General features: G+C 41.1%; 22 protein-coding genes. 19 read left to right on the top strand and 3 right to left on the bottom strand.

Annotated elements, in window-relative coordinates; all coding sequences use genetic code 11:
• Positions 1 to 54 precede the first annotated feature (54 nt).
• The 7 genes from HMPREF1116_RS10045 to groL all read left to right on the top strand — a co-directional run bounded on the left by HMPREF1116_RS10045 (position 55) and on the right by groL (position 5,188).
• Positions 55 to 492 carry a PTS sugar transporter subunit IIA gene (locus HMPREF1116_RS10045; RefSeq protein ID WP_000876219.1) on the top strand — a complete coding sequence of 146 codons (438 nt, stop codon included), beginning with the start codon at positions 55 to 57 and terminating at the stop codon, positions 490 to 492.
• 14 nt (positions 493 to 506) lie between these two features.
• Positions 507 to 1,001, top strand: a complete 495-nt coding sequence (locus HMPREF1116_RS10040; RefSeq protein ID WP_000261776.1) for a PTS system mannose/fructose/N-acetylgalactosamine-transporter subunit IIB — start codon at positions 507 to 509, stop codon at positions 999 to 1,001.
• Between the two features lie 56 nt (positions 1,002 to 1,057).
• A complete protein-coding gene (locus HMPREF1116_RS10035) occupies positions 1,058 to 1,900 on the top strand; it encodes a PTS mannose/fructose/sorbose/N-acetylgalactosamine transporter subunit IIC (RefSeq protein ID WP_000156207.1) in 843 nt (280 codons plus the stop codon).
• On the top strand, positions 1,884 to 2,738 hold the full coding sequence (locus HMPREF1116_RS10030; RefSeq protein WP_033586897.1) for a PTS system mannose/fructose/sorbose family transporter subunit IID: 855 nt from the start codon (positions 1,884 to 1,886) through the stop codon (positions 2,736 to 2,738). The genes HMPREF1116_RS10035 and HMPREF1116_RS10030 overlap by 17 nt, the downstream gene beginning before the upstream one ends.
• 102 nt (positions 2,739 to 2,840) lie before the next feature.
• Positions 2,841 to 3,134, top strand: a complete 294-nt coding sequence (locus HMPREF1116_RS10025) for a hypothetical protein (RefSeq protein ID WP_000256767.1) — start codon at positions 2,841 to 2,843, stop codon at positions 3,132 to 3,134.
• A 134-nt stretch (positions 3,135 to 3,268) separates the two neighbouring features.
• A complete protein-coding gene (gene groES, locus HMPREF1116_RS10020; RefSeq protein WP_000917321.1) occupies positions 3,269 to 3,553 on the top strand; it encodes a co-chaperone GroES in 285 nt (94 codons plus the stop codon).
• Between the two features lie 15 nt (positions 3,554 to 3,568).
• Entirely contained in the window at positions 3,569 to 5,188 is a 1,620-nt protein-coding gene (gene groL, locus HMPREF1116_RS10015; RefSeq protein ID WP_001030003.1) for a chaperonin GroEL, read from the top strand.
• 98 nt (positions 5,189 to 5,286) lie between these two features.
• On the opposite strand, the gene serS is transcribed toward groL, so the two are convergent.
• The 3 genes from serS to HMPREF1116_RS10000 form a co-directional block, all read right to left on the bottom strand.
• Positions 5,287 to 6,561: a serine--tRNA ligase gene (gene serS, locus HMPREF1116_RS10010; RefSeq protein WP_000884217.1), complete on the bottom strand. Its 1,275-nt coding sequence runs from the start codon at positions 6,559 to 6,561 to the stop codon at positions 5,287 to 5,289.
• A 213-nt stretch (positions 6,562 to 6,774) separates the two neighbouring features.
• On the bottom strand, positions 6,775 to 7,146 hold the full coding sequence (locus HMPREF1116_RS10005; RefSeq protein ID WP_000079367.1) for a DUF956 family protein: 372 nt from the start codon (positions 7,144 to 7,146) through the stop codon (positions 6,775 to 6,777).
• 2 nt (positions 7,147 to 7,148) lie between these two features.
• On the bottom strand, positions 7,149 to 8,513 hold the full coding sequence (locus tag HMPREF1116_RS10000) for an aspartate kinase (protein ID WP_000869655.1): 1,365 nt from the start codon (positions 8,511 to 8,513) through the stop codon (positions 7,149 to 7,151).
• A gap of 158 nt (positions 8,514 to 8,671) precedes the next feature.
• Here HMPREF1116_RS10000 and HMPREF1116_RS09995 point away from each other — a divergent pair, with 158 nt between their 5' ends.
• The 12 genes from HMPREF1116_RS09995 to accC all read left to right on the top strand — a co-directional run bounded on the left by HMPREF1116_RS09995 (position 8,672) and on the right by accC (position 18,169).
• A complete protein-coding gene (locus tag HMPREF1116_RS09995) occupies positions 8,672 to 9,178 on the top strand; it encodes a hypothetical protein (RefSeq protein ID WP_007555879.1) in 507 nt (168 codons plus the stop codon).
• 111 nt (positions 9,179 to 9,289) lie between these two features.
• Positions 9,290 to 10,075: an enoyl-CoA hydratase gene (locus HMPREF1116_RS09990; protein WP_000349594.1), complete on the top strand. Its 786-nt coding sequence runs from the start codon at positions 9,290 to 9,292 to the stop codon at positions 10,073 to 10,075.
• A gap of 91 nt (positions 10,076 to 10,166) precedes the next feature.
• Positions 10,167 to 10,601 carry a fatty acid biosynthesis transcriptional regulator FabT gene (gene fabT, locus HMPREF1116_RS09985; RefSeq protein ID WP_000386343.1) on the top strand — a complete coding sequence of 145 codons (435 nt, stop codon included), beginning with the start codon at positions 10,167 to 10,169 and terminating at the stop codon, positions 10,599 to 10,601.
• The gene (locus HMPREF1116_RS09980; RefSeq protein WP_000852939.1) at positions 10,601 to 11,575 is read left to right on the top strand and encodes a beta-ketoacyl-ACP synthase III; all 975 of its coding nucleotides are present in this window, start codon (positions 10,601 to 10,603) and stop codon (positions 11,573 to 11,575) included. The genes fabT and HMPREF1116_RS09980 overlap by 1 nt, the downstream gene beginning before the upstream one ends.
• A gap of 57 nt (positions 11,576 to 11,632) precedes the next feature.
• Positions 11,633 to 11,857: an acyl carrier protein gene (locus tag HMPREF1116_RS09975; protein WP_000257840.1), complete on the top strand. Its 225-nt coding sequence runs from the start codon at positions 11,633 to 11,635 to the stop codon at positions 11,855 to 11,857.
• 116 nt (positions 11,858 to 11,973) lie between these two features.
• Positions 11,974 to 12,948, top strand: coding sequence for an enoyl-[acyl-carrier-protein] reductase FabK (gene fabK / locus HMPREF1116_RS09970; protein ID WP_000857460.1), 975 nt, complete (start codon positions 11,974 to 11,976; stop codon positions 12,946 to 12,948).
• Positions 12,941 to 13,861: an ACP S-malonyltransferase gene (gene fabD, locus HMPREF1116_RS09965; RefSeq protein ID WP_000167655.1), complete on the top strand. Its 921-nt coding sequence runs from the start codon at positions 12,941 to 12,943 to the stop codon at positions 13,859 to 13,861. Before fabK ends, fabD begins: the two co-directional genes overlap by 8 nt.
• A gap of 32 nt (positions 13,862 to 13,893) precedes the next feature.
• Positions 13,894 to 14,628 carry a 3-oxoacyl-[acyl-carrier-protein] reductase gene (gene fabG, locus HMPREF1116_RS09960; protein WP_000764330.1) on the top strand — a complete coding sequence of 245 codons (735 nt, stop codon included), beginning with the start codon at positions 13,894 to 13,896 and terminating at the stop codon, positions 14,626 to 14,628.
• A gap of 22 nt (positions 14,629 to 14,650) precedes the next feature.
• Complete coding sequence (gene fabF / locus HMPREF1116_RS09955; protein WP_000774041.1) at positions 14,651 to 15,886, top strand: beta-ketoacyl-ACP synthase II; 1,236 nt, start codon at positions 14,651 to 14,653, stop codon at positions 15,884 to 15,886.
• 2 nt (positions 15,887 to 15,888) lie between these two features.
• Positions 15,889 to 16,371 (top strand): acetyl-CoA carboxylase biotin carboxyl carrier protein, encoded by a 483-nt coding sequence (gene accB, locus HMPREF1116_RS09950; protein WP_001052296.1) that lies wholly within the window; start codon positions 15,889 to 15,891, stop codon positions 16,369 to 16,371.
• A complete protein-coding gene (gene fabZ / locus HMPREF1116_RS09945) occupies positions 16,368 to 16,790 on the top strand; it encodes a 3-hydroxyacyl-ACP dehydratase FabZ (protein ID WP_000565508.1) in 423 nt (140 codons plus the stop codon). The genes accB and fabZ overlap by 4 nt, the downstream gene beginning before the upstream one ends.
• 11 nt (positions 16,791 to 16,801) lie before the next feature.
• Complete coding sequence (accC, locus tag HMPREF1116_RS09940) at positions 16,802 to 18,169, top strand: acetyl-CoA carboxylase biotin carboxylase subunit (RefSeq protein ID WP_000488669.1); 1,368 nt, start codon at positions 16,802 to 16,804, stop codon at positions 18,167 to 18,169.
• Positions 18,170 to 18,202 lie beyond the last annotated feature (33 nt).

The following is an 18,202-nucleotide window of genomic DNA, read 5'->3' as shown; positions in this document are numbered from 1 at the left end:
TAAAAGCGCTTCCAAATATTCTACAATAGAGTCAAATAAAGGAGGTGTAGCAAAATGAAATATCTCATTTTAGTCAGTCATGGTGGATTGGCAGAAGGACTAAAAACATCGCTAGCTATGTTTGCTGGTGACAAGATGAATCAGGTCATCGCAGTTGGACTTAAAGAAGGAAAATCAGTCGATGAATTTGCAGTTGGTTTTAGAGAGAGCATTTCAGAATTGACAGCAGATGATTCTGTGCTGGTCTTGGCAGACATTGTAGGTGGTAGTCCATTAACCACGGCAGCCAGTGTCCTAGAAGAAGCTGGAAAGCTAGATGGAACTTTGATTCTTGGTGGGATGAACCTGACCATGGCCCTGACAGCAGTTGTGATGAAGGATGTGTTGGATGGAGACGATTTGTCAGCAACTATCTTATCAGAAGCAAAATCTGCACTACAACCTTTTGAAGTTTCAGCCACTAGTGCTGAAGAAGATGATGACGATATTTAATTGGGAGGTACCTTATGGTAGTAACATTTGTACGGATTGATGATCGCATGATTCACGGTCAAACAGTCACACGCTGGGCAAAAGAAAAACCATGTGATGGTTTGATTGCCGTAAACGATGCAGCAGCATCAAACAAGGTTTTGATCCAAGCTTACAAAGGCGCATCAGACAAGAAAACCTTTGTATGGACAAAAGAAGCCTTTAAAGAAAAGTCAGCAAAAGTAACGGAATCTGACAGTCGGTACTTCTTGATTACCAAAAACCCAATCGATATGAAGGAAATTTTGGTGGATCAAGGTTTTGTCCCAGGTGATGTCAGAGAAATCATCGTTGGCCCTGCAAATGATAGACCTGGTGCAATGAAATTGGGCAATAACCAATCCATCACCCAGGAAGAAGCAGAAGCCTTTCAGGCTATTCAAGCAGCAGGATATAAGGTGAAATTCCAATTGTTGCCGGATGTTTCAATTGGTTACTGGGATGATTTCAAATCTAAATTTGGTTTTTAAACCTAACAGTTTTATTAGTTAGGTAAATAAATTTACAAACAAAAGGAGCGTTTGTTATGACAATTTCATGGATTCAAGCAATCTTGCTTGCAGTTTTCGCCAGCTTGTCTTCAATGCCTGGTATGGGAGGTTCCAGTATCGGGAACTATACACTCGGTCGTCCCTTGATCGGTGGGTTGATCTCAGGTTTAATTCTTGGAGATGTGACAACCGGTATTATGGTCGGGGTTGCCCTTCAAGTCGTTTATATCGCCTTGGTAACACCTGGTGGAACCGTATCTGCTGATGTTCGTGCAATCTCTTATATCGGTGTTCCTCTTGCTATCTTGTTTGTGCATGCAAATCACATCACAGACGAAGCTGGAATTGCAGCAGCAGCAGCCCCAATCGGTGCAGCCGTTGGGACAATCGGTACTGTTCTTTTCTACGGTACAGCTACAATGAACTTGCTTTGGCAACACATTGGTTGGAAAGCCGTTGAAGAAGGAAACTTCAAAAAACTCTACGCAGTTGACTGGGTTTATCCTTGGATTTCTCACTTCCTCTTCTCTTTCCTTCCAACTATGATTATCACCAAATATGGTGAAAACATGGTTGATTTGATGAAACTTTACCTTCCTATGGATGGTTTCTGGATGAAAGCCCTCTTTACAGTTGGAGCCCTTCTCCCATGTGTCGGTATTGCTATCTTGTTGAAACAAATTGTTACAAAAGCAACTGACTTCATTCCATTCTTTGTTGGATTTACCTTGGCTAAATCTCTAGGATTGAACTTGGTAGCGAGTGCAGTTGTTTCATTGATCTTTGCAGTAATCTACTATGAACTTGAAGTAATCAAATCTATGAAAGCTGTTCCAGCTGGGGCTGTTTACGTAGACGATGATGAGGAGGATATTTAAAATGGCTGATAGAAAGAAAATTTCAAAGAAAACATTAGCAAAAGCATTTCATCATTGGTATTATGGTCATTTGACTTGTTTCTCTCAAGAACACATGCAAACCTTTGGGTACTTGACTTCTATGCTTCCAATCGTAGAAGAAATGTATGATACAAAAGAAGAACAAAAAGATGCTATGCAAACCTATACTGCCTTCTTCAATACTGAACCGCAACTTGGCTCTCTCGTTGTAGGGATTACGGCTGGTTTGGAAGAAGCGCGTGCAAACGGAGATGCAGTGGATGGTGAAACCATCAATGGTATGCGTGCCGGTTTGATGGGGCCAATCGCTGGTATCGGTGACTCTTTGGTCGTTGGGACCTTGATTCCAGTTCTTTTGGGGATTGCCCTTGGTCTCTCTAAAGGTGGTAACATCGCTGGTGCTATCTTCTACATCGTCGTATGGAACCTCTTAGTATACTTTGGTATGCGCTTTGCCTTCTTTAAAGGGTATCAATTAGGGGATAAAGCCGTTGAATTCCTAGTAGGACCAAAAGGACAAGCACTTCGTAAAGCAATCAGCGTTGTCGGCGGTATGGTTATCGGTGCGGTAGCAGCAACTTGGGTATCTGTTACAACAGCTCTTCAATTCGAGAATTCTGAAGGAAAAGTCTTCTTAAATATCCAAGAAAAGATTGATGGTGTTTATCCAGGTCTCTTGACAGCAACTTTCATCACTATTTGCTGGTGGTTAATGTCTAAGAAAAAAGTTTCACCAAACAAAGTAATGTTGCTTCTAGTTGTTGTCGCTTTGGTCGGTGTTGCTCTAGGTATCTTTGACCCACATCTTAATTACTAAGCTCAAGAAAAGCACATACTTACTAGTAGAAAATTTTGAGAATGAAGTAGACTAACCTCCTTCTCTTACCCTTCATTCTCAATTTTTGTCAGGAGAATCCTCATGGTTACAAAACAAGAACTTGTTAATGGATATGAAACAGAAATTAAGTATCAACGTCATATGATTGAAAATCTTGGCCGTTGGTTTAGCTTACTCTTTATCATTGCCAGTATAGGTATGGTCTTAATTTATCTCTTTCATAAAAGCTTCCTCCCAATCTTAATTTTCGGAATTTTACTTGCCTTGGTTGGAATATTGGGAATGGTGGTTTTTGGATATGGTATCTATCGAGGACGGATCAATCTCCAAAAGGTTATCAATGATTTCAATCAAAAATTGACGATTCTCAATTAGTATTAAAGGAACATCTCATTCATTTTGAGGTGTTTTTTCTTGACTATTTCTGACTAAGTGATACAATAGAACTATGGTTTAGCACTCGTTCGTAAAGAGTGCTAACAATATGATTATGTTATGGAGGAAAGCAGATGTTGAAACCATTAGGAGACCGTGTGGTCTTAAAAATCGAAGAAAAAGAACAAACTGTTGGAGGTTTTGTCCTCGCAGGTTCAGCCCAAGAAAAAACCAAAACAGCTCAAGTTGTGGCTACTGGACAAGGTGTTCGTACCTTGAACGGTGACTTGGTTGCTCCAAGTGTTAAAGCTGGAGACCGTGTCTTGGTTGAAGCTCATGCAGGTATCGAGGTCAAAGATGGTGACGAAAAATATGTCATCGTTGGTGAAGCTAACATCTTAGCAATCGTGGAAGAATAATAGGAGGAAGTAAGTATGGCAAAAGACATTAAATTTTCATCTGATGCACGTTCAGCTATGGTACGTGGTGTTGATATCCTAGCTGATACTGTTAAAGTAACCTTGGGACCTAAAGGCCGTAACGTCGTTCTTGAAAAATCATTTGGTTCACCATTGATTACCAATGACGGTGTAACCATCGCTAAAGAAATCGAACTAGAAGACCATTTTGAAAATATGGGTGCCAAATTGGTGTCAGAAGTGGCTTCTAAAACCAATGATATTGCTGGTGACGGGACAACTACTGCAACAGTTTTGACCCAAGCTATTGTTCGTGAAGGGATCAAAAACGTTACGGCTGGCGCAAACCCAATCGGTATCCGTCGTGGGATTGAAGCAGCAGTTGCAACTGCTGTAGAAGCCTTGAAGAACAATGCCATTCCAGTATCAAGCAAGGAAGCTATTGCACAAGTCGCTGCCGTATCCTCTCGTTCTGAAAAAGTAGGTGAGTACATCTCTGAAGCCATGGAAAAAGTTGGCAAGGATGGAGTCATCACCATAGAAGAATCACGTGGGATGGAAACAGAGCTTGAAGTTGTAGAAGGAATGCAATTTGACCGTGGTTATCTATCACAGTACATGGTCACTGACAATGAAAAAATGGTTGCAGACCTTGAAAATCCATACATTTTGATTACAGATAAGAAGATTTCAAATATCCAAGAAATCTTGCCACTTCTAGAAAGCATTCTTCAAAGCAGTCGTCCACTCTTGATCATTGCAGACGATGTTGATGGTGAAGCTCTGCCAACTCTTGTTTTGAACAAGATTCGTGGGACTTTCAACGTAGTTGCTGTTAAGGCGCCTGGATTTGGTGACCGTCGTAAGGCTATGCTGGAAGATATCGCGATTTTGACAGGTGGAACTGTTATCACAGAAGATCTTGGTCTTGAATTGAAAGATGCTACCATTGAAGCGCTTGGTCAAGCAGCTAAAGTGTCTGTTGATAAAGATAGTACAGTCATTGTAGAAGGTGCAGGTAATCCTGAAGCAATTGCTAACCGAGTTGCTGTCATCAAATCACAAATTGAAACAACAACTTCAGAATTTGACCGTGAAAAACTCCAAGAACGCTTGGCTAAGTTGTCAGGTGGGGTAGCAGTTATCAAGGTCGGTGCTGCAACTGAAACAGAATTGAAAGAAATGAAACTCCGTATCGAGGATGCCCTAAACGCGACTCGTGCAGCTGTTGAAGAAGGAATCGTTGCAGGTGGTGGTACTGCCCTTGTTAATGTTATCTCTGCTGTTGCTGCCTTGGAGTTAGAAGGTGATGAAGCAACAGGACGTAACATTGTTCTTCGTGCCTTGGAAGAACCTGTACGTCAAATCGCTTACAATGCAGGTTATGAAGGTTCAATTGTTATTGATCGTTTGAAAAATGCAGAGCTTGGAACAGGCTTCAATGCTGCAACAGGTGAATGGGTCAACATGATTGAAGCAGGAATTATCGATCCTGTTAAGGTTAGTCGTTCAGCCCTTCAGAACGCAGCTTCAGTAGCAAGCTTGATTCTAACAACAGAAGCAGTCGTAGCTAACAAACCAGAACCCGCTGCACCAGCGCCAGCTATGGATCCATCTATGATGGGTGGCTACTAAGAAATAAATAAAAACAGGTAGAATGAAAGATTTCTACCTGTTTCTTTTGAATTACTCAAAAAGAGGAAGCTCAGCCTCCTCTTTTTACATCTATTTAATTATGGTTTGATAACTTCAGCTCCACCCATGTATGGACGAAGAACTTCTGGAATGGTCACAGAACCATCTTCGTTTTGATAGTTTTCAAGGATAGCAGCGACTGTACGTCCAACAGCAAGTCCAGAACCATTCAAAGTATGAAGAAGTTTAACCTTACCATCGGCTTCATCACGGTAACGGATTTGGGCACGACGAGCTTGGAAATCTTCTGTATTTGAACAGCTTGAGATTTCACGGTAGGTATTTTGCGCAGGGATCCATACTTCCAAGTCATAAGTCTTAGCAGCTGAGAAGCCCATGTCTCCTGTAGAAAGAGCAACTACGCGATATGGAAGGTTGAGTTTTTGAAGGATGTTTTCAGCGTTGGCTGTCATCTTTTCTAGTTCTTCGTATGACTCTTCAGGTTTGGCAAATTTCACCATTTCAACCTTGTGGAATTGGTGCAAACGAATCAAACCACGAGTATCACGACCAGCTGAACCAGCTTCAGAACGGAATGATGGGCTCATAGCAGTAAAGTAGATTGGCAAGTCTTTTCCATCAAGAATTTCATCACGGTAGTAGTTGGTCAGAGGAACTTCAGCTGTAGGAATGAGGACGTAGTTCGTATCTTTCAATTCAAATGTATCTTCTTTGAATTTTGGATATTGACCAGTACCGAACATAGAATCATGGTTAACCATGTAAGGTGTGATGACTTCAGTGTAACCTTCTTTTCCATGCTCATCCAACATAAAGTTGTAGATAGCACGTTCCAAACGAGCCCCAAGTCCTTTATAGAAGAGGAAGCGCGCTCCAGTTACTTTTCCACCACGTTCCCAGTCAAGAATACCAAGATCTTCACCTAGATCCCAGTGAGCTTTTGGTTCAAAGTCGAACTCGCGAGGAGTTCCCCAACGGCGAACTTCTACGTTATCATCTTCGTCTGCACCGATAGGCACGCTATCAGCTGGGATATTTGGAAGTGTAGTAGTAAATTCAGTCAATTTCGCATCGATTTCTGCCAATTCAGCATCAAGAGCTTTTACCTCGGCAGAGAGGGTTTGCATAGCTGCAATCTTGTCGTCTGCATTTTCCTTGTTACGTTTAGCTTGGGCAATCTCAGCAGAAACTGTGTTACGTTCAGCCTTGAGTGTTTCAACCTTAACCAAGATGTCACGTCGTTTGGCATCGATTTCTTTCATCTCGTTCAAGATAGCAGCATCTACACCACGTGTAGCTAGTTTTTCTGCGACAGCATCAAAGTCTGTACGAATACGTTTGATATCTAACATATAAACTCCTTTATGAAAAAAGCACACCTGACAAAGCGTTGGAGTGGCAGGGCCACGGTTCCATCCAACTTCACAGGTGTGCACTTGATTCTGTATTTGATTTAAAACAACGGTAGAATTTCAATTAAATCTTCTATCTGCTCGCAGCACCCGCAGACTTTCTGAAAGAAGGAAGTAACCTACTTATCCGTTTCTATGATTATACTAAACTTTCTATTTTTTTGCAAATAGATTTTTAATTTTTCGACCAATGATTTGAACTAAGGTAGGAAGTTTGACTACCTTGTCATTTCCCAATTTTTCACGAGCAATCTTAAGAATTTTTCCAGAGTCTTTTGAGGCGAAGAGAAATTTTCCTTGATCTGTAAAGATTTCAAAATGACGACTAACCTTGCGGCCTGAAACATTGGCTCCGATTTGATTAATGCTGGACCATGGGATTTGAATATAGTCCTCGACATTACGATCTGAGTAAAATTCTAGGGCATGATCTCCGACCAGAAATTTTCCAACTTTACCTTGTATAGAAAGGTAAGAAGTTCCAGTAGTTTGTAGGTCAATGACCTTGTTGAGAGATTGTGCCATACTTAGTCTTCCTTACTTTCTCCGAAAAAGGCATGGTAGAGCGCCTTGATAGCAGATTTTTCTTGGTCTTTTTGGACAACAAACATGATAGAAACTTCACTAGAACCTTGTGACATCATCTGGATGTTGATCTTGTTTTCAGATAGGGCACGAGTGGCTGTAGCAGTTACCCCGATATGACGCTTCATTTTTTCCCCAACAATCATAATGATAGAGAGGTCGTGTTCGATTTCAGCGTGGTCTACCTCTGCTTTTTGGACTAATTGACGAAGGATTTCTTCTTCCTTGATCGGAGTTAATTCTCGTGAACGTAAGATGATAGACAGGTCATCGATACCAGTTGGCATGTGTTCCCAACCAATATTAAGGTCCTCAAGAATCTGAAGAACTTTACGACCAAAACCGATTTCGCGGTTCATCAAGTACTTAGACATATTAATGCTGACAAAGCCAGAATCTCCAGCAATACCAACAACTGGGAATTTGTCGCTGCTATGTTGTAGTACGATACGAGTTCCTGGATGGTCAGGGTTATTGGTGTTCTTGATAACCAAAGGAATTTTCCCACGGTAGGCTGGTAGAAGTGCTTCATCGTGTAGTACAGAGAATCCAGCATAGGCCAATTCACGCATTTCACGGTAGGTCAATTCAGGGATAGAGTGTGGCTTATGGATAATACCAGGGTGAGCTGCAAAGATTCCGTCTACATCCGTAAAGTTTTCATAGAGGTCAGCCTTGACACCAGCAGCGATGATAGAACCAGTAATATCTGATCCCCCGCGTGAGAAGGTACAAATTTGATCTTCTTTCGTAACACCGAAGAAACCAGGGATAACAAGAACTTCAGTTGAATTTGTCAATTCCTCGATTTTATCGTAACTTGATGGGATGATACGTGCATTTCCAGGTTCGCTCGTAACAACGATACCAGCTTCTCTAGGATGAACATAACGCGCTTCCAAACCATTTTGGTTAAAGTAGGCTGCAATCAACTTGGCATTGTTATTTTCTCCAGCTGCTAGGAAGGTATCATAGAGAAACTTATTATCTTCAATTGGAAGAGTAGCTAGAGAGCGAATGCTTTTTGAAATTTTGTCTAAAACGGCTGGTTTAAGACCTAATTCGCTAACCATAGCAGCATAGCGATCAATAATCCAGTTTTGGCTTTTGCTAATGTCATTTCCAGCCACATAGTCGCGGTAGTATTTAATCAAGGCATCTGTCACCTTAGTATCTTCAGAATTGCGTTTACCAGGGGCAGATACAACCACAAAACGACGTTCTGGGTCACTTTTGACAATATTTAAAACTTTTTCTAATTGACTAGCAGAGGCAAGCGAGCTTCCACCAAATTTAACAACCTTCATAAGAACTCCTAAAGTAAGTATTTTATACGATTATAGCAGAAAGAGGGACTTTTTTCAATCTGGAAAATGTCCTATATAATTGTTTGAACGTCTCATCAGGAAAGCTTATAATAAAGGTGTAGGGGGAAAACTCTTCACATATAAAGGAGTTGAGCAAGATGATTAAAAGAGTGTTTTGTTTAATACTATTCCTCACCTTCGTGATGATTCCTACAAGTATCGGAGCAACTTATCATTCTCTTCCCAGTGGTCGTTTGACCGGAGAAGAATTAGCGATTGAGTATGCTCAGGAAGGTCAGATATCAGTTGAGAGGGCTAAAATTATCGTATCTATCGGCTTGCCAGATAGTAAGTCAAGGACTTATCGAATTCTCTCTGAAAAGATTATCGTCAAACCTAACTATGAAGCTAGAGTCAAGTTTTACTGTCGAACAGATGAAAAGGACGGGGATAAGGAAGCTCCTTTTACAGGGAATCTTTTTGCCTACCTAGAAGATCCAAATCGTATTTTTTATATGGTTTCAGGAGAATTCCACCTTAAAGGATCCAACCAAGAACAGCTCTATCAGAGAGAAGGAGGGCGGATGATTGAAGTTATTTATGATTTCAAAGATGATGCAAGTACTGGTTTTCCTTCATTTTTAGAGAATAAACTAAGCTTTTAAAAATCGGCCGATACATTTTTGGTCGATTTTTCTCTTGTTTAATAAATCAAAAAAAGATATAATTTGAAAATAAAATAATTTAATCTTCGTTGTAAATTGAAAGGAGTGCCTATGGATCATATTCTCTATCAAGTTCAAGACGATTTAGCGATACTAACTTTAAATCGTCCTGAGGTGGCCAATGGTTTTCATATTCCTATGTGTCAAGAAATTCTAGAAGCATTGGAATTGGCTGAAAAAGATGCTTCGGTTTCGTTTATTCTCATTAATGCTGCTGGCAAAGTCTTCTCCGTTGGAGGGGATTTAGTAGAAATGAAACGTGCAGTCGATGAGGATGATATTGCCTCCCTTACCCAAATTGCGGAGTTGGTAAATACGATTTCCTATAAGATTAAACAAATTCCTAAACCAGTCATTATGGAGGTGGATGGAGCAGTTGCTGGAGCTGCGGCTAATATGGCTTTAGCAGTTGATTTCTGTATTGCTTCTGACAAAGCTAAATTCATTCAGGCCTTTGTAGGTGTGGGCTTAGCTCCTGATGCGGGTGGCTTATTCTTGCTTACACGATCACTAGGTGCGACTCGGGCAACGCAATTAGCTATGACTGGAGAAGCTTTCACAGCAGAAAAAGCACTGGAAGCTGGAGCTGTCTATCGTCTGTGTGCTAGTGATCAACTGGAAAAGACAAGAGAACAACTGTTGAAGAAGTTGAGAAGAGGCTCCTCTAACTCTTATGCTGCTATTAAGAAGTTAGTCTGGGAAAGCGAGTTTAAGCAGTGGCACGAGTACGCACGGCTAGAACTGGAATTGCAAAAATCTCTATCTTATACGGAAGATTTTAAAGAAGGTGTTCGTGCACATTCTGAAAGACGACGTCCAAAATTTATCGGAAAGTAAAAAAATACTTGCACAATTCTTTGAAGTTTGATATACTTTTTTTGTCAAATGTTTTGATAGTTAAACTTTTTTGATAAGGGAGGGAAGAGAATTGGACTACCAACGGATCAATGACTATTTAACATCTATTTTTAATAACGTCCTGGTGATTGAGGAAGTGAGTTTGCGAGGTAGTCGTTTCAAGGACATCTCTATCAAGGAAATGCACACAATTGATGTGATTGGTAAGTTTCCAGATGTGACACCAAGTCAAGTGTCCAAAGAGTTGATGGTAACTCTAGGAACAGTGACAACTAGCTTGAACAACTTGGAACGAAAAGGTTACATCGAACGCTTACGTTCAGATCAGGATCGTCGTGTAGTACATCTGCATTTGACCAAGAAAGGTCGACTCGTACATCGTCTCCATAAACGTTTCCACAAGGCCATGGTCGAAAGAATTATCGAAGGCATGAGCCCAGAGGAAATGGATGTCATGAGTAAAGGTTTGACCAATCTTTATCAATTTTTGGAGGATTTGAAATAATGGCTTTTGCAAAAATAAGCCAGGTTGCTCATTATGTACCAGAGCAGATTGTCACAAATGAGGATTTAGCTCAGGTTATGGATACGAGTGATGAATGGATTTCAAGTCGAACTGGGATTAAGGAACGTCGCATTTCTAAGACAGAATCAACAGGAGATTTGGCAACGGCAGTTGCAAAACAACTCCTAGAGAAGTCAGGGATTTCTGCTGAAGAGTTGGATTTTATCATTCTAGCTACGATGACACCTGACTCGATGATGCCTTCAACAGCCGCTCGTGTTCAGGCTAAAATCGGCGCTCACAAGGCTTTTGCCTATGACTTAACAGCTGCCTGTAGTGGATTTGTTTTTGCCCTATCAACTGCAGAAAAGTTCATTTCTTCAGGAACATATCGAAAGGGTCTGGTTATCGGTAGCGAGACTATGTCAAAATCTTTGGATTGGTCTGACCGCTCAACAGCTGTCTTGTTCGGAGATGGAGCTGGTGGTGTGCTACTTGAGGCAAGTGACCAAAAACATTTCTTAGCTGAAAGTCTCAATAGCGATGGTTCTCGTGGTGAGTGTCTCACTTATGGACAGACAGGATTGATTTCACCATTTTCGATTCAAGAAGAACCAGATGTTTTCTTGAAAATGGATGGGAGAGCAGTTTTTGACTTTGCAATTCGAGACGTGGCTAAATCTATTAAACAGACCATCGAAAAAAGTCCAATATCAGCAGATGAACTCGATTATCTCTTGCTTCATCAAGCTAATATTCGAATTTTAGATAAGATGGCTAGAAAAATCGGTGTCGATCGTGACAAGCTTCCTGCTAATATGATGAAGTATGGAAATACTAGTGCGGCAAGTATCCCGATTTTACTTTCTGAGTGTGTAGAAAAAGGGCTCATCCATTTGGATGGTAGCCAAAAAATTCTCTTGTCAGGTTTCGGTGGAGGTTTGACATGGGGCACACTTATTGTTACAATTTAGGTAATCATGTGGTGATCACATTGTTATAAAAAACTATTTATTTTAAAGGAGTCTATCATGGCAGTATTTGAAAAAGTACAAGAAATTATCGTTGAAGAACTTGGAAAAGATGCATCAGAAGTAACACTTGAATCTACTTTTGATGATTTGGATGCAGATTCATTGGACTTGTTCCAAGTAATCTCAGAAATCGAAGACGCTTTTGATATCCAAATCGAAGCTGAAGACAACTTGAAAACAGTTGGCGACTTGGTTGCTTACGTTGAAGAGCAAACTAAATAATTAGAATAAATAAAGAAGGAGTAGGGGAGACCCGCTCCCTCTTGTTTAGGTAATAGTTTGACCGTCAAATTATAATAAAGTCGAACTATTACGTAAGCAAGACTTATGGAGGCAATATGAAAACACGTATCACTGAATTATTAAATATTAAATATCCTATCTTCCAAGGTGGAATGGCCTGGGTAGCAGATGGCGATTTGGCTGGAGCTGTTTCAAAAGCTGGTGGTCTCGGAATCATTGGTGGAGGAAACGCACCTAAAGAAGTGGTTAAAGCCAACATCGATAAGATTAAATCTTTAACAGACAAGCCTTTTGGTGTCAATATCATGCTCTTGTCTCCATTTGTTGATGATATTGTTGACCTCGTCATTGAAGAAGGGGTTAAGGTAGTCACAACTGGTGCAGGGAACCCAAGTAAATATATGGAGCGATTTCATGAAGCAGGAATCACCGTTATTCCTGTAGTTCCTAGCGTAGCTTTGGCTAAACGTATGGAAAAAATCGGTGCAGATGCTGTCATTTGTGAAGGTATGGAAGCCGGTGGACACATTGGTAAATTAACAACCATGACCTTGGTTCGTCAAGTTGCGGCGGCTGTTTCAATTCCTGTTATCGCTGCAGGTGGTATCGCAGACGGTGAGGGAGCTGCTGCTGGATTTATGCTTGGTGCAGAGGCTGTGCAAGTAGGAACTCGTTTTGTAGTTGCTAAAGAATCAAATGCTCATCCAAACTACAAAGCTAAGATTTTAAAAGCTCGTGATATTGATACAACTATTTCAGCACAACATTTTGGTCACGCAGTTCGTGCCATCAAAAATCAATTGACTCGTGATTTCGAGCAAGCTGAAAAAGATGCCTTTAAACAAGAAAATCCAGACTTAGAAATCTTTGAACAAATGGGTGCTGGAGCCTTAGCTAAGGCTGTTGTCCATGGTGATGTAGATGGCGGTTCAGTAATGGCCGGCCAGATTGCAGGTTTGGTATCTAAAGAAGAAACAGTTGAAGAAATCTTAAAAGATATCTACTATGGTGCAGCTGAGAAAATTCAAAAAGAAGCCACTCGTTGGGCAGGAGTTACAAGAAATGACTAAAACAGCCTTTCTATTTGCAGGTCAAGGAGCCCAGTACCTTGGAATGGGACGTGAGCTATACGACCAATATGCTATCGTAAAGGAAACAATCGACCAAGCTAGCCAGGTCTTAGGATATGACCTTCGTGACTTGATTGATAATGATGAAACGAAGCTAAACCAGACACGTTACACACAACCAGCTATTTTGGCTACATCCGTTGCCATTTACCGACTACTAAAGGAGAAAGGTTACCAACCAGATATAGTGGCAGGCCTGTCTCTTGGTGAATATTCTGCCCTTGTAGCTAGTGGCGCCTTGGATTTTGAAGATGCGGTGGCTCTAGTTGCTAAACGTGGTGCTTATATGGAAGAAGCGGCACCTGCTGGATCTGGTAAAATGGTAGCAGTACTCAATACTCCAGTTGAAGTTATTGAACAAGCTTGTCAAGAAGCTTCTCAACTTGGCGTTGTAACTACAGCTAACTACAATACCCCAAGTCAAATTGTTATTGGTGGTGAGGTGGTTGCTGTGGATCGTGCAGTTGAACTCTTGCAAGAAGCAGGAGCAAAACGCTTGATTCCGCTCAATGTTTCTGGTCCTTTCCATACAGCTTTATTGGAACCTGCTAGTCAAAAATTAGCTCAAGCCCTAGAAGATGTTGAGTTTAGTGACTTTGCTTGTCCACTTGTTGGCAATACAGAAGCAAAGGTCGTGGAAAAAGAACGAATTGTTGAACTCCTGACTCGTCAAGTTAAGGAACCCGTTCGTTTTTATGAAAGTATTGCAGTCATGCAAGAAGCGGGTGTCACTCGTTTTATCGAGATTGGACCTGGTAAAGTTTTGTCAGGATTCGTCAAAAAGATTGATAAAACAGCTCAACTTGCTAATGTGGAAGATCAAGCAAGTTTACTAGCACTCTTAGAAAATTAGACCAAACTGGTAGAAGTTCTGAAAGGAGAAAAATGAAACTAGAACAGAAAAATGTCTTTATTACAGGCTCAAGTCGAGGGATTGGTCTTGCCATTGCTCATAAATTTGCCAGCTTGGGAGCCAATGTTGTCTTGAATAGTCGTGGTGAAATCTCCGAGGAGCTTCTAGCCGAATTTAAACCATACGGAGTGAAGGTCCTTGCTATTTCTGGTGACGTTTCTGATTTTGCGGACGCAAAGCGTATGGTGGACCAAGCCATTGAAGAGCTGGGTTCAGTTGATGTTCTCGTTAATAATGCTGGGATTACTCAAGACACTCTCATGCTGAAGATGACAGAAGAAGATTTTGAGAAGGTTTTAAAAGTCAATTTGACAGGTGCCTTCAATATGACACAATCAGTCTTAAAACCGATGATAAAAGCTCGCGAAGGTGCTATCATCAATATGTCTAGTGTCGTTGGTTTGATGGGAAATATCGGTCAAGCAAATTACGCTGCTTCCAAGGCCGGTTTGATTGGATTTACCAAATCGGTAGCACGTGAGGTTGCCAATCGCAATGTGCGTGTCAATGCCATTGCTCCAGGAATGATTGAATCAGATATGACTGCAGTTCTATCTGATAAGGTGAAAGAAGCCATGTTGGCACAAATTCCGATGAAACAATTTGGCCAAGCTGAGCAAGTCGCAGAGGTGACAGCCTTTCTTGCAGGTCAAGATTATCTAACGGGACAAGTCATCGCAATTGATGGTGGACTAACCATGCAATAAGAGTTAAAATAGAGGTATAAAAATGAAACTAAATCGAGTAGTAGTAACAGGTTATGGATTAACATCTCCAATTGGGAACACACCAGAGGAATTTTGGAATAGTCTAAAAAATGGAAAGATTGGAATTGGTGAAATCACCAAGTTTGATCACAGTGCTTTTGATGTTCATAATGCGGCAGAAATTCAGGATTTTCCTTTTGACAAATATTTTGTAAAAAAAGATACCAACCGTTTTGATGACTATTCTTTGTATGCCTTGTATGCAGCTCAAGAAGCAGTGAACAATGCAAATCTTGACCTTGAAGCACTTGATAAAGACCGCTTTGGTGTCATTGTGGCATCAGGTATCGGAGGTATCAAAGAAATCGAAGACCAAGTGCTTCGACTACATGATAAGGGACCAAAACGTGTAAAACCATTGACACTTCCAAAAGCCTTGCCAAATATGGCTGCAGGGAATGTTGCTATGCGCTTTGGGGCAAATGGGATTTGTAAATCTATCAATACAGCTTGTGCTTCATCAAATGATGCTATCGGGGATGCCTTCCGTTCTATCAAATTTGGTTTCCAAGACATCATGCTAGTTGGTGGTTCAGAATCTTCTATTACTCCATTTGCCATTGCTGGTTTCCAAGCCTTAACAGCTCTTTCAACAACAGAAGACCCAACTCGTGCTTCTATTCCATTTGATAAGGATCGTAATGGATTTGTCATGGGTGAAGGATCAGGTATGTTGGTTCTTGAAAGTTTAGAGCATGCTGAAAAACGTGGTGCAACTATCTTAGCTGAAGTTGTTGGTTACGGTAACACTTGTGATGCCTACCATATGACTTCACCACATCCAGAAGGACAAGGTGCTATTAAAGCTATCAAACTTGCCTTGGAGGAAGCTGAGATTACACCAGACCAAGTAGCCTATGTCAATGCTCATGGTACCTCAACTCCTGCTAATGAAAAGGGAGAAAGTGGAGCGATTGTAGCTGTTCTTGGTAAGGAAGTACCTGTATCTTCAACTAAGTCATTTACAGGACACTTGCTCGGTGCAGCAGGTGCAGTTGAAGCCATTGCAACAATTGAAGCAATTCGTAACAACTATGTTCCAATGACAGCTGGAACAACAGAATTATCAGACTACATTGAAGCAAATGTTATTTATGGACAAGGCTTGGAACGTGAAATTCCTTATGCTATCTCAAACACTTTTGGATTTGGTGGGCATAATGCAGTTCTTGCTTTCAAACGTTGGGAGAATAAGTAAAGATGAATTTAAATGAAATCAAAGACTTGATGGCGCAGTTTGACCAGTCGAGCTTGAGAGAATTTTCTTATAAAAATGGAACGGATGAGTTGCTCTTCAGCAAGAATGAAGCAAAACTTGTTGCAGAAGCAAGTACAGCACCTCAACCTGTAGTTCCAGCAACTGCACCTACAGTTGCACCACAAGCTCCAACTTCAACACCAGCTGTAGAAGTAGTTTCAGAAACAAGCGCTACTGAATCTGTAGCTGAAGGAGATCTAGTAGAGAGTCCACTGGTTGGAGTTGCTTACTTGGCTGCGGGACCAGACAAACCTAATTTTGTTTCAGTCGGTGATACTGTTAAAAAAGGTCAAACCTTGGTCATCATCGAAGCCATGAAAGTTATGAACGAAATTCCAGCACCTAAAGATGGTGTTGTAACAGAAATTCTAGTTGGAAATGAAGAAATGGTTGAGTTCGGGAAAGGCTTGGTACGTATCAAATGATTGATATTCAAGGAATTAAAGAAGCTTTGCCACACCGTTATCCCATGCTCTTAGTGGATCGTGTTTTAGAAGTTAGTGAAGATACAATCGTTGCTATTAAAAATGTAACGATTAACGAACCTTTCTTCAACGGACACTTTCCAGCCTACCCTGTAATGCCAGGTGTCTTGATCATGGAAGCTTTGGCACAAACAGCGGGTGTTTTGGAATTATCAAAACCTGAGAACAAAGGGAAGCTGGTCTTCTACGCTGGTATGGACAAAGTTAAATTTAAGAAACAAGTTGTTCCTGGTGATCAGCTTGTCATGACAGCAACTTTTGTCAAACGTCGTGGCACAATCGCCGTAGTAGAAGCGAAGGTAGAAGTAGATGGTAAGCTTGCAGCAAGCGGGACTCTAACCTTTGCTATTGGAAACTAGGGAGGTTTTCCATGTTTCGTAAGATTTTAATTGCCAATCGTGGTGAAATCGCTGTTCGTATTATTCGTGCGGCACGAGAATTAGGAATTGCAACAGTCGCTGTCTATTCGACTGCTGACAAGGAAGCTCTCCACACGCTTTTGGCTGATGAGGCTATCTGTATCGGCCCTGGGAAGGCTACAGAATCTTATCTGAACATCAATGCCATCCTATCAGCTGCGGTCTTGACTGAAGCTGAAGCTATTCACCCTGGATTTGGTTTTTTAAGTGAAAATTCCAAATTTGCAACCATGTGTGAAGAAGTTGGGATCAAATTTATCGGACCATCAGCTCGTGTCATGGATATCATGGGAGATAAAATTAACGCCCGTGCTCAAATGATTAAGGCAAACGTGCCTGTCATTCCAGGATCAGATGGAGAAGTCCATACTGCAGAAGAGGCCCTCGCTATTGCCGAAAAAATTGGTTATCCAGTTATGCTGAAAGCTTCAGCTGGAGGTGGTGGTAAAGGGATTCGTAAGGTTGAAAGAGCAGAAGATCTCGTGTCAGCTTTTGAAACAGCCTCTAGTGAAGCCAAAGCCAACTTTGGTAATGGAGCGATGTACCTAGAGCGTGTGATCTATCCTGCTCGCCATATTGAAGTACAGATTCTTGCTGACCAGATGGGACATGTTATTCACCTTGGTGAACGTGACTGTTCGCTGCAACGGAATAACCAAAAGGTTTTAGAAGAAAGTCCTTCGATTGCTATTGGAAAAACCCTTCGTAATGAAATTGGTGCTGCGGCAGTTCGTGCAGCAGAGTCTGTTGGTTACGAGAATGCTGGTACCATTGAATTCCTACTAGATGAAGCGACTGGTAAATTCTACTTTATGGAAATGAATACGCGTGTCCAAGTAGAACATCCAGTAACCGAATTTGTATCTGGTGTGGATATTGTCAAGGAACAAATCCGTATCGCAGCAGGTCAACCTTTGACCTTGAAGCAAGAAGATATTGTTCTAAAAGGACATGCTATTGAGTGCCGTATCAATGCGGAAAACCCAGCCTTTAATTTTGCACCAAGTCCAGGTAAGATTACCAATCTTTATCTACCAAGTGGTGGTGTGGGCTTGCGTGTGGATTCAGCAGTCTATCCTGGTTATACCATTCCGCCATACTATGATAGTATGATTGCTAAAATTATTGTTCATGGTGAAAATCGTTTTGATGCACTTATGAAAATGCAACGAGCTCTTTATGAACTCGAAATTGAAGGGGTTGTCACCAATGCTGATTTCCAACTTGATCTGATTTCAGATCGTCGCGTGATAGCAGGGGACTACGATACTTCATTCTTGATGGAAACTTTCTTACCACACTATCAAGAAAAAGAATAATGTAAAAAGACTATGAGACCGAAAAGGGGGATG

It is taken from the genome of Streptococcus sp. SK140 (assembly GCF_000259525.1).
Taxonomy (GTDB): domain Bacteria; phylum Bacillota; class Bacilli; order Lactobacillales; family Streptococcaceae; genus Streptococcus.
This window is presented reverse-complemented; position numbering and strand designations above follow the sequence as displayed.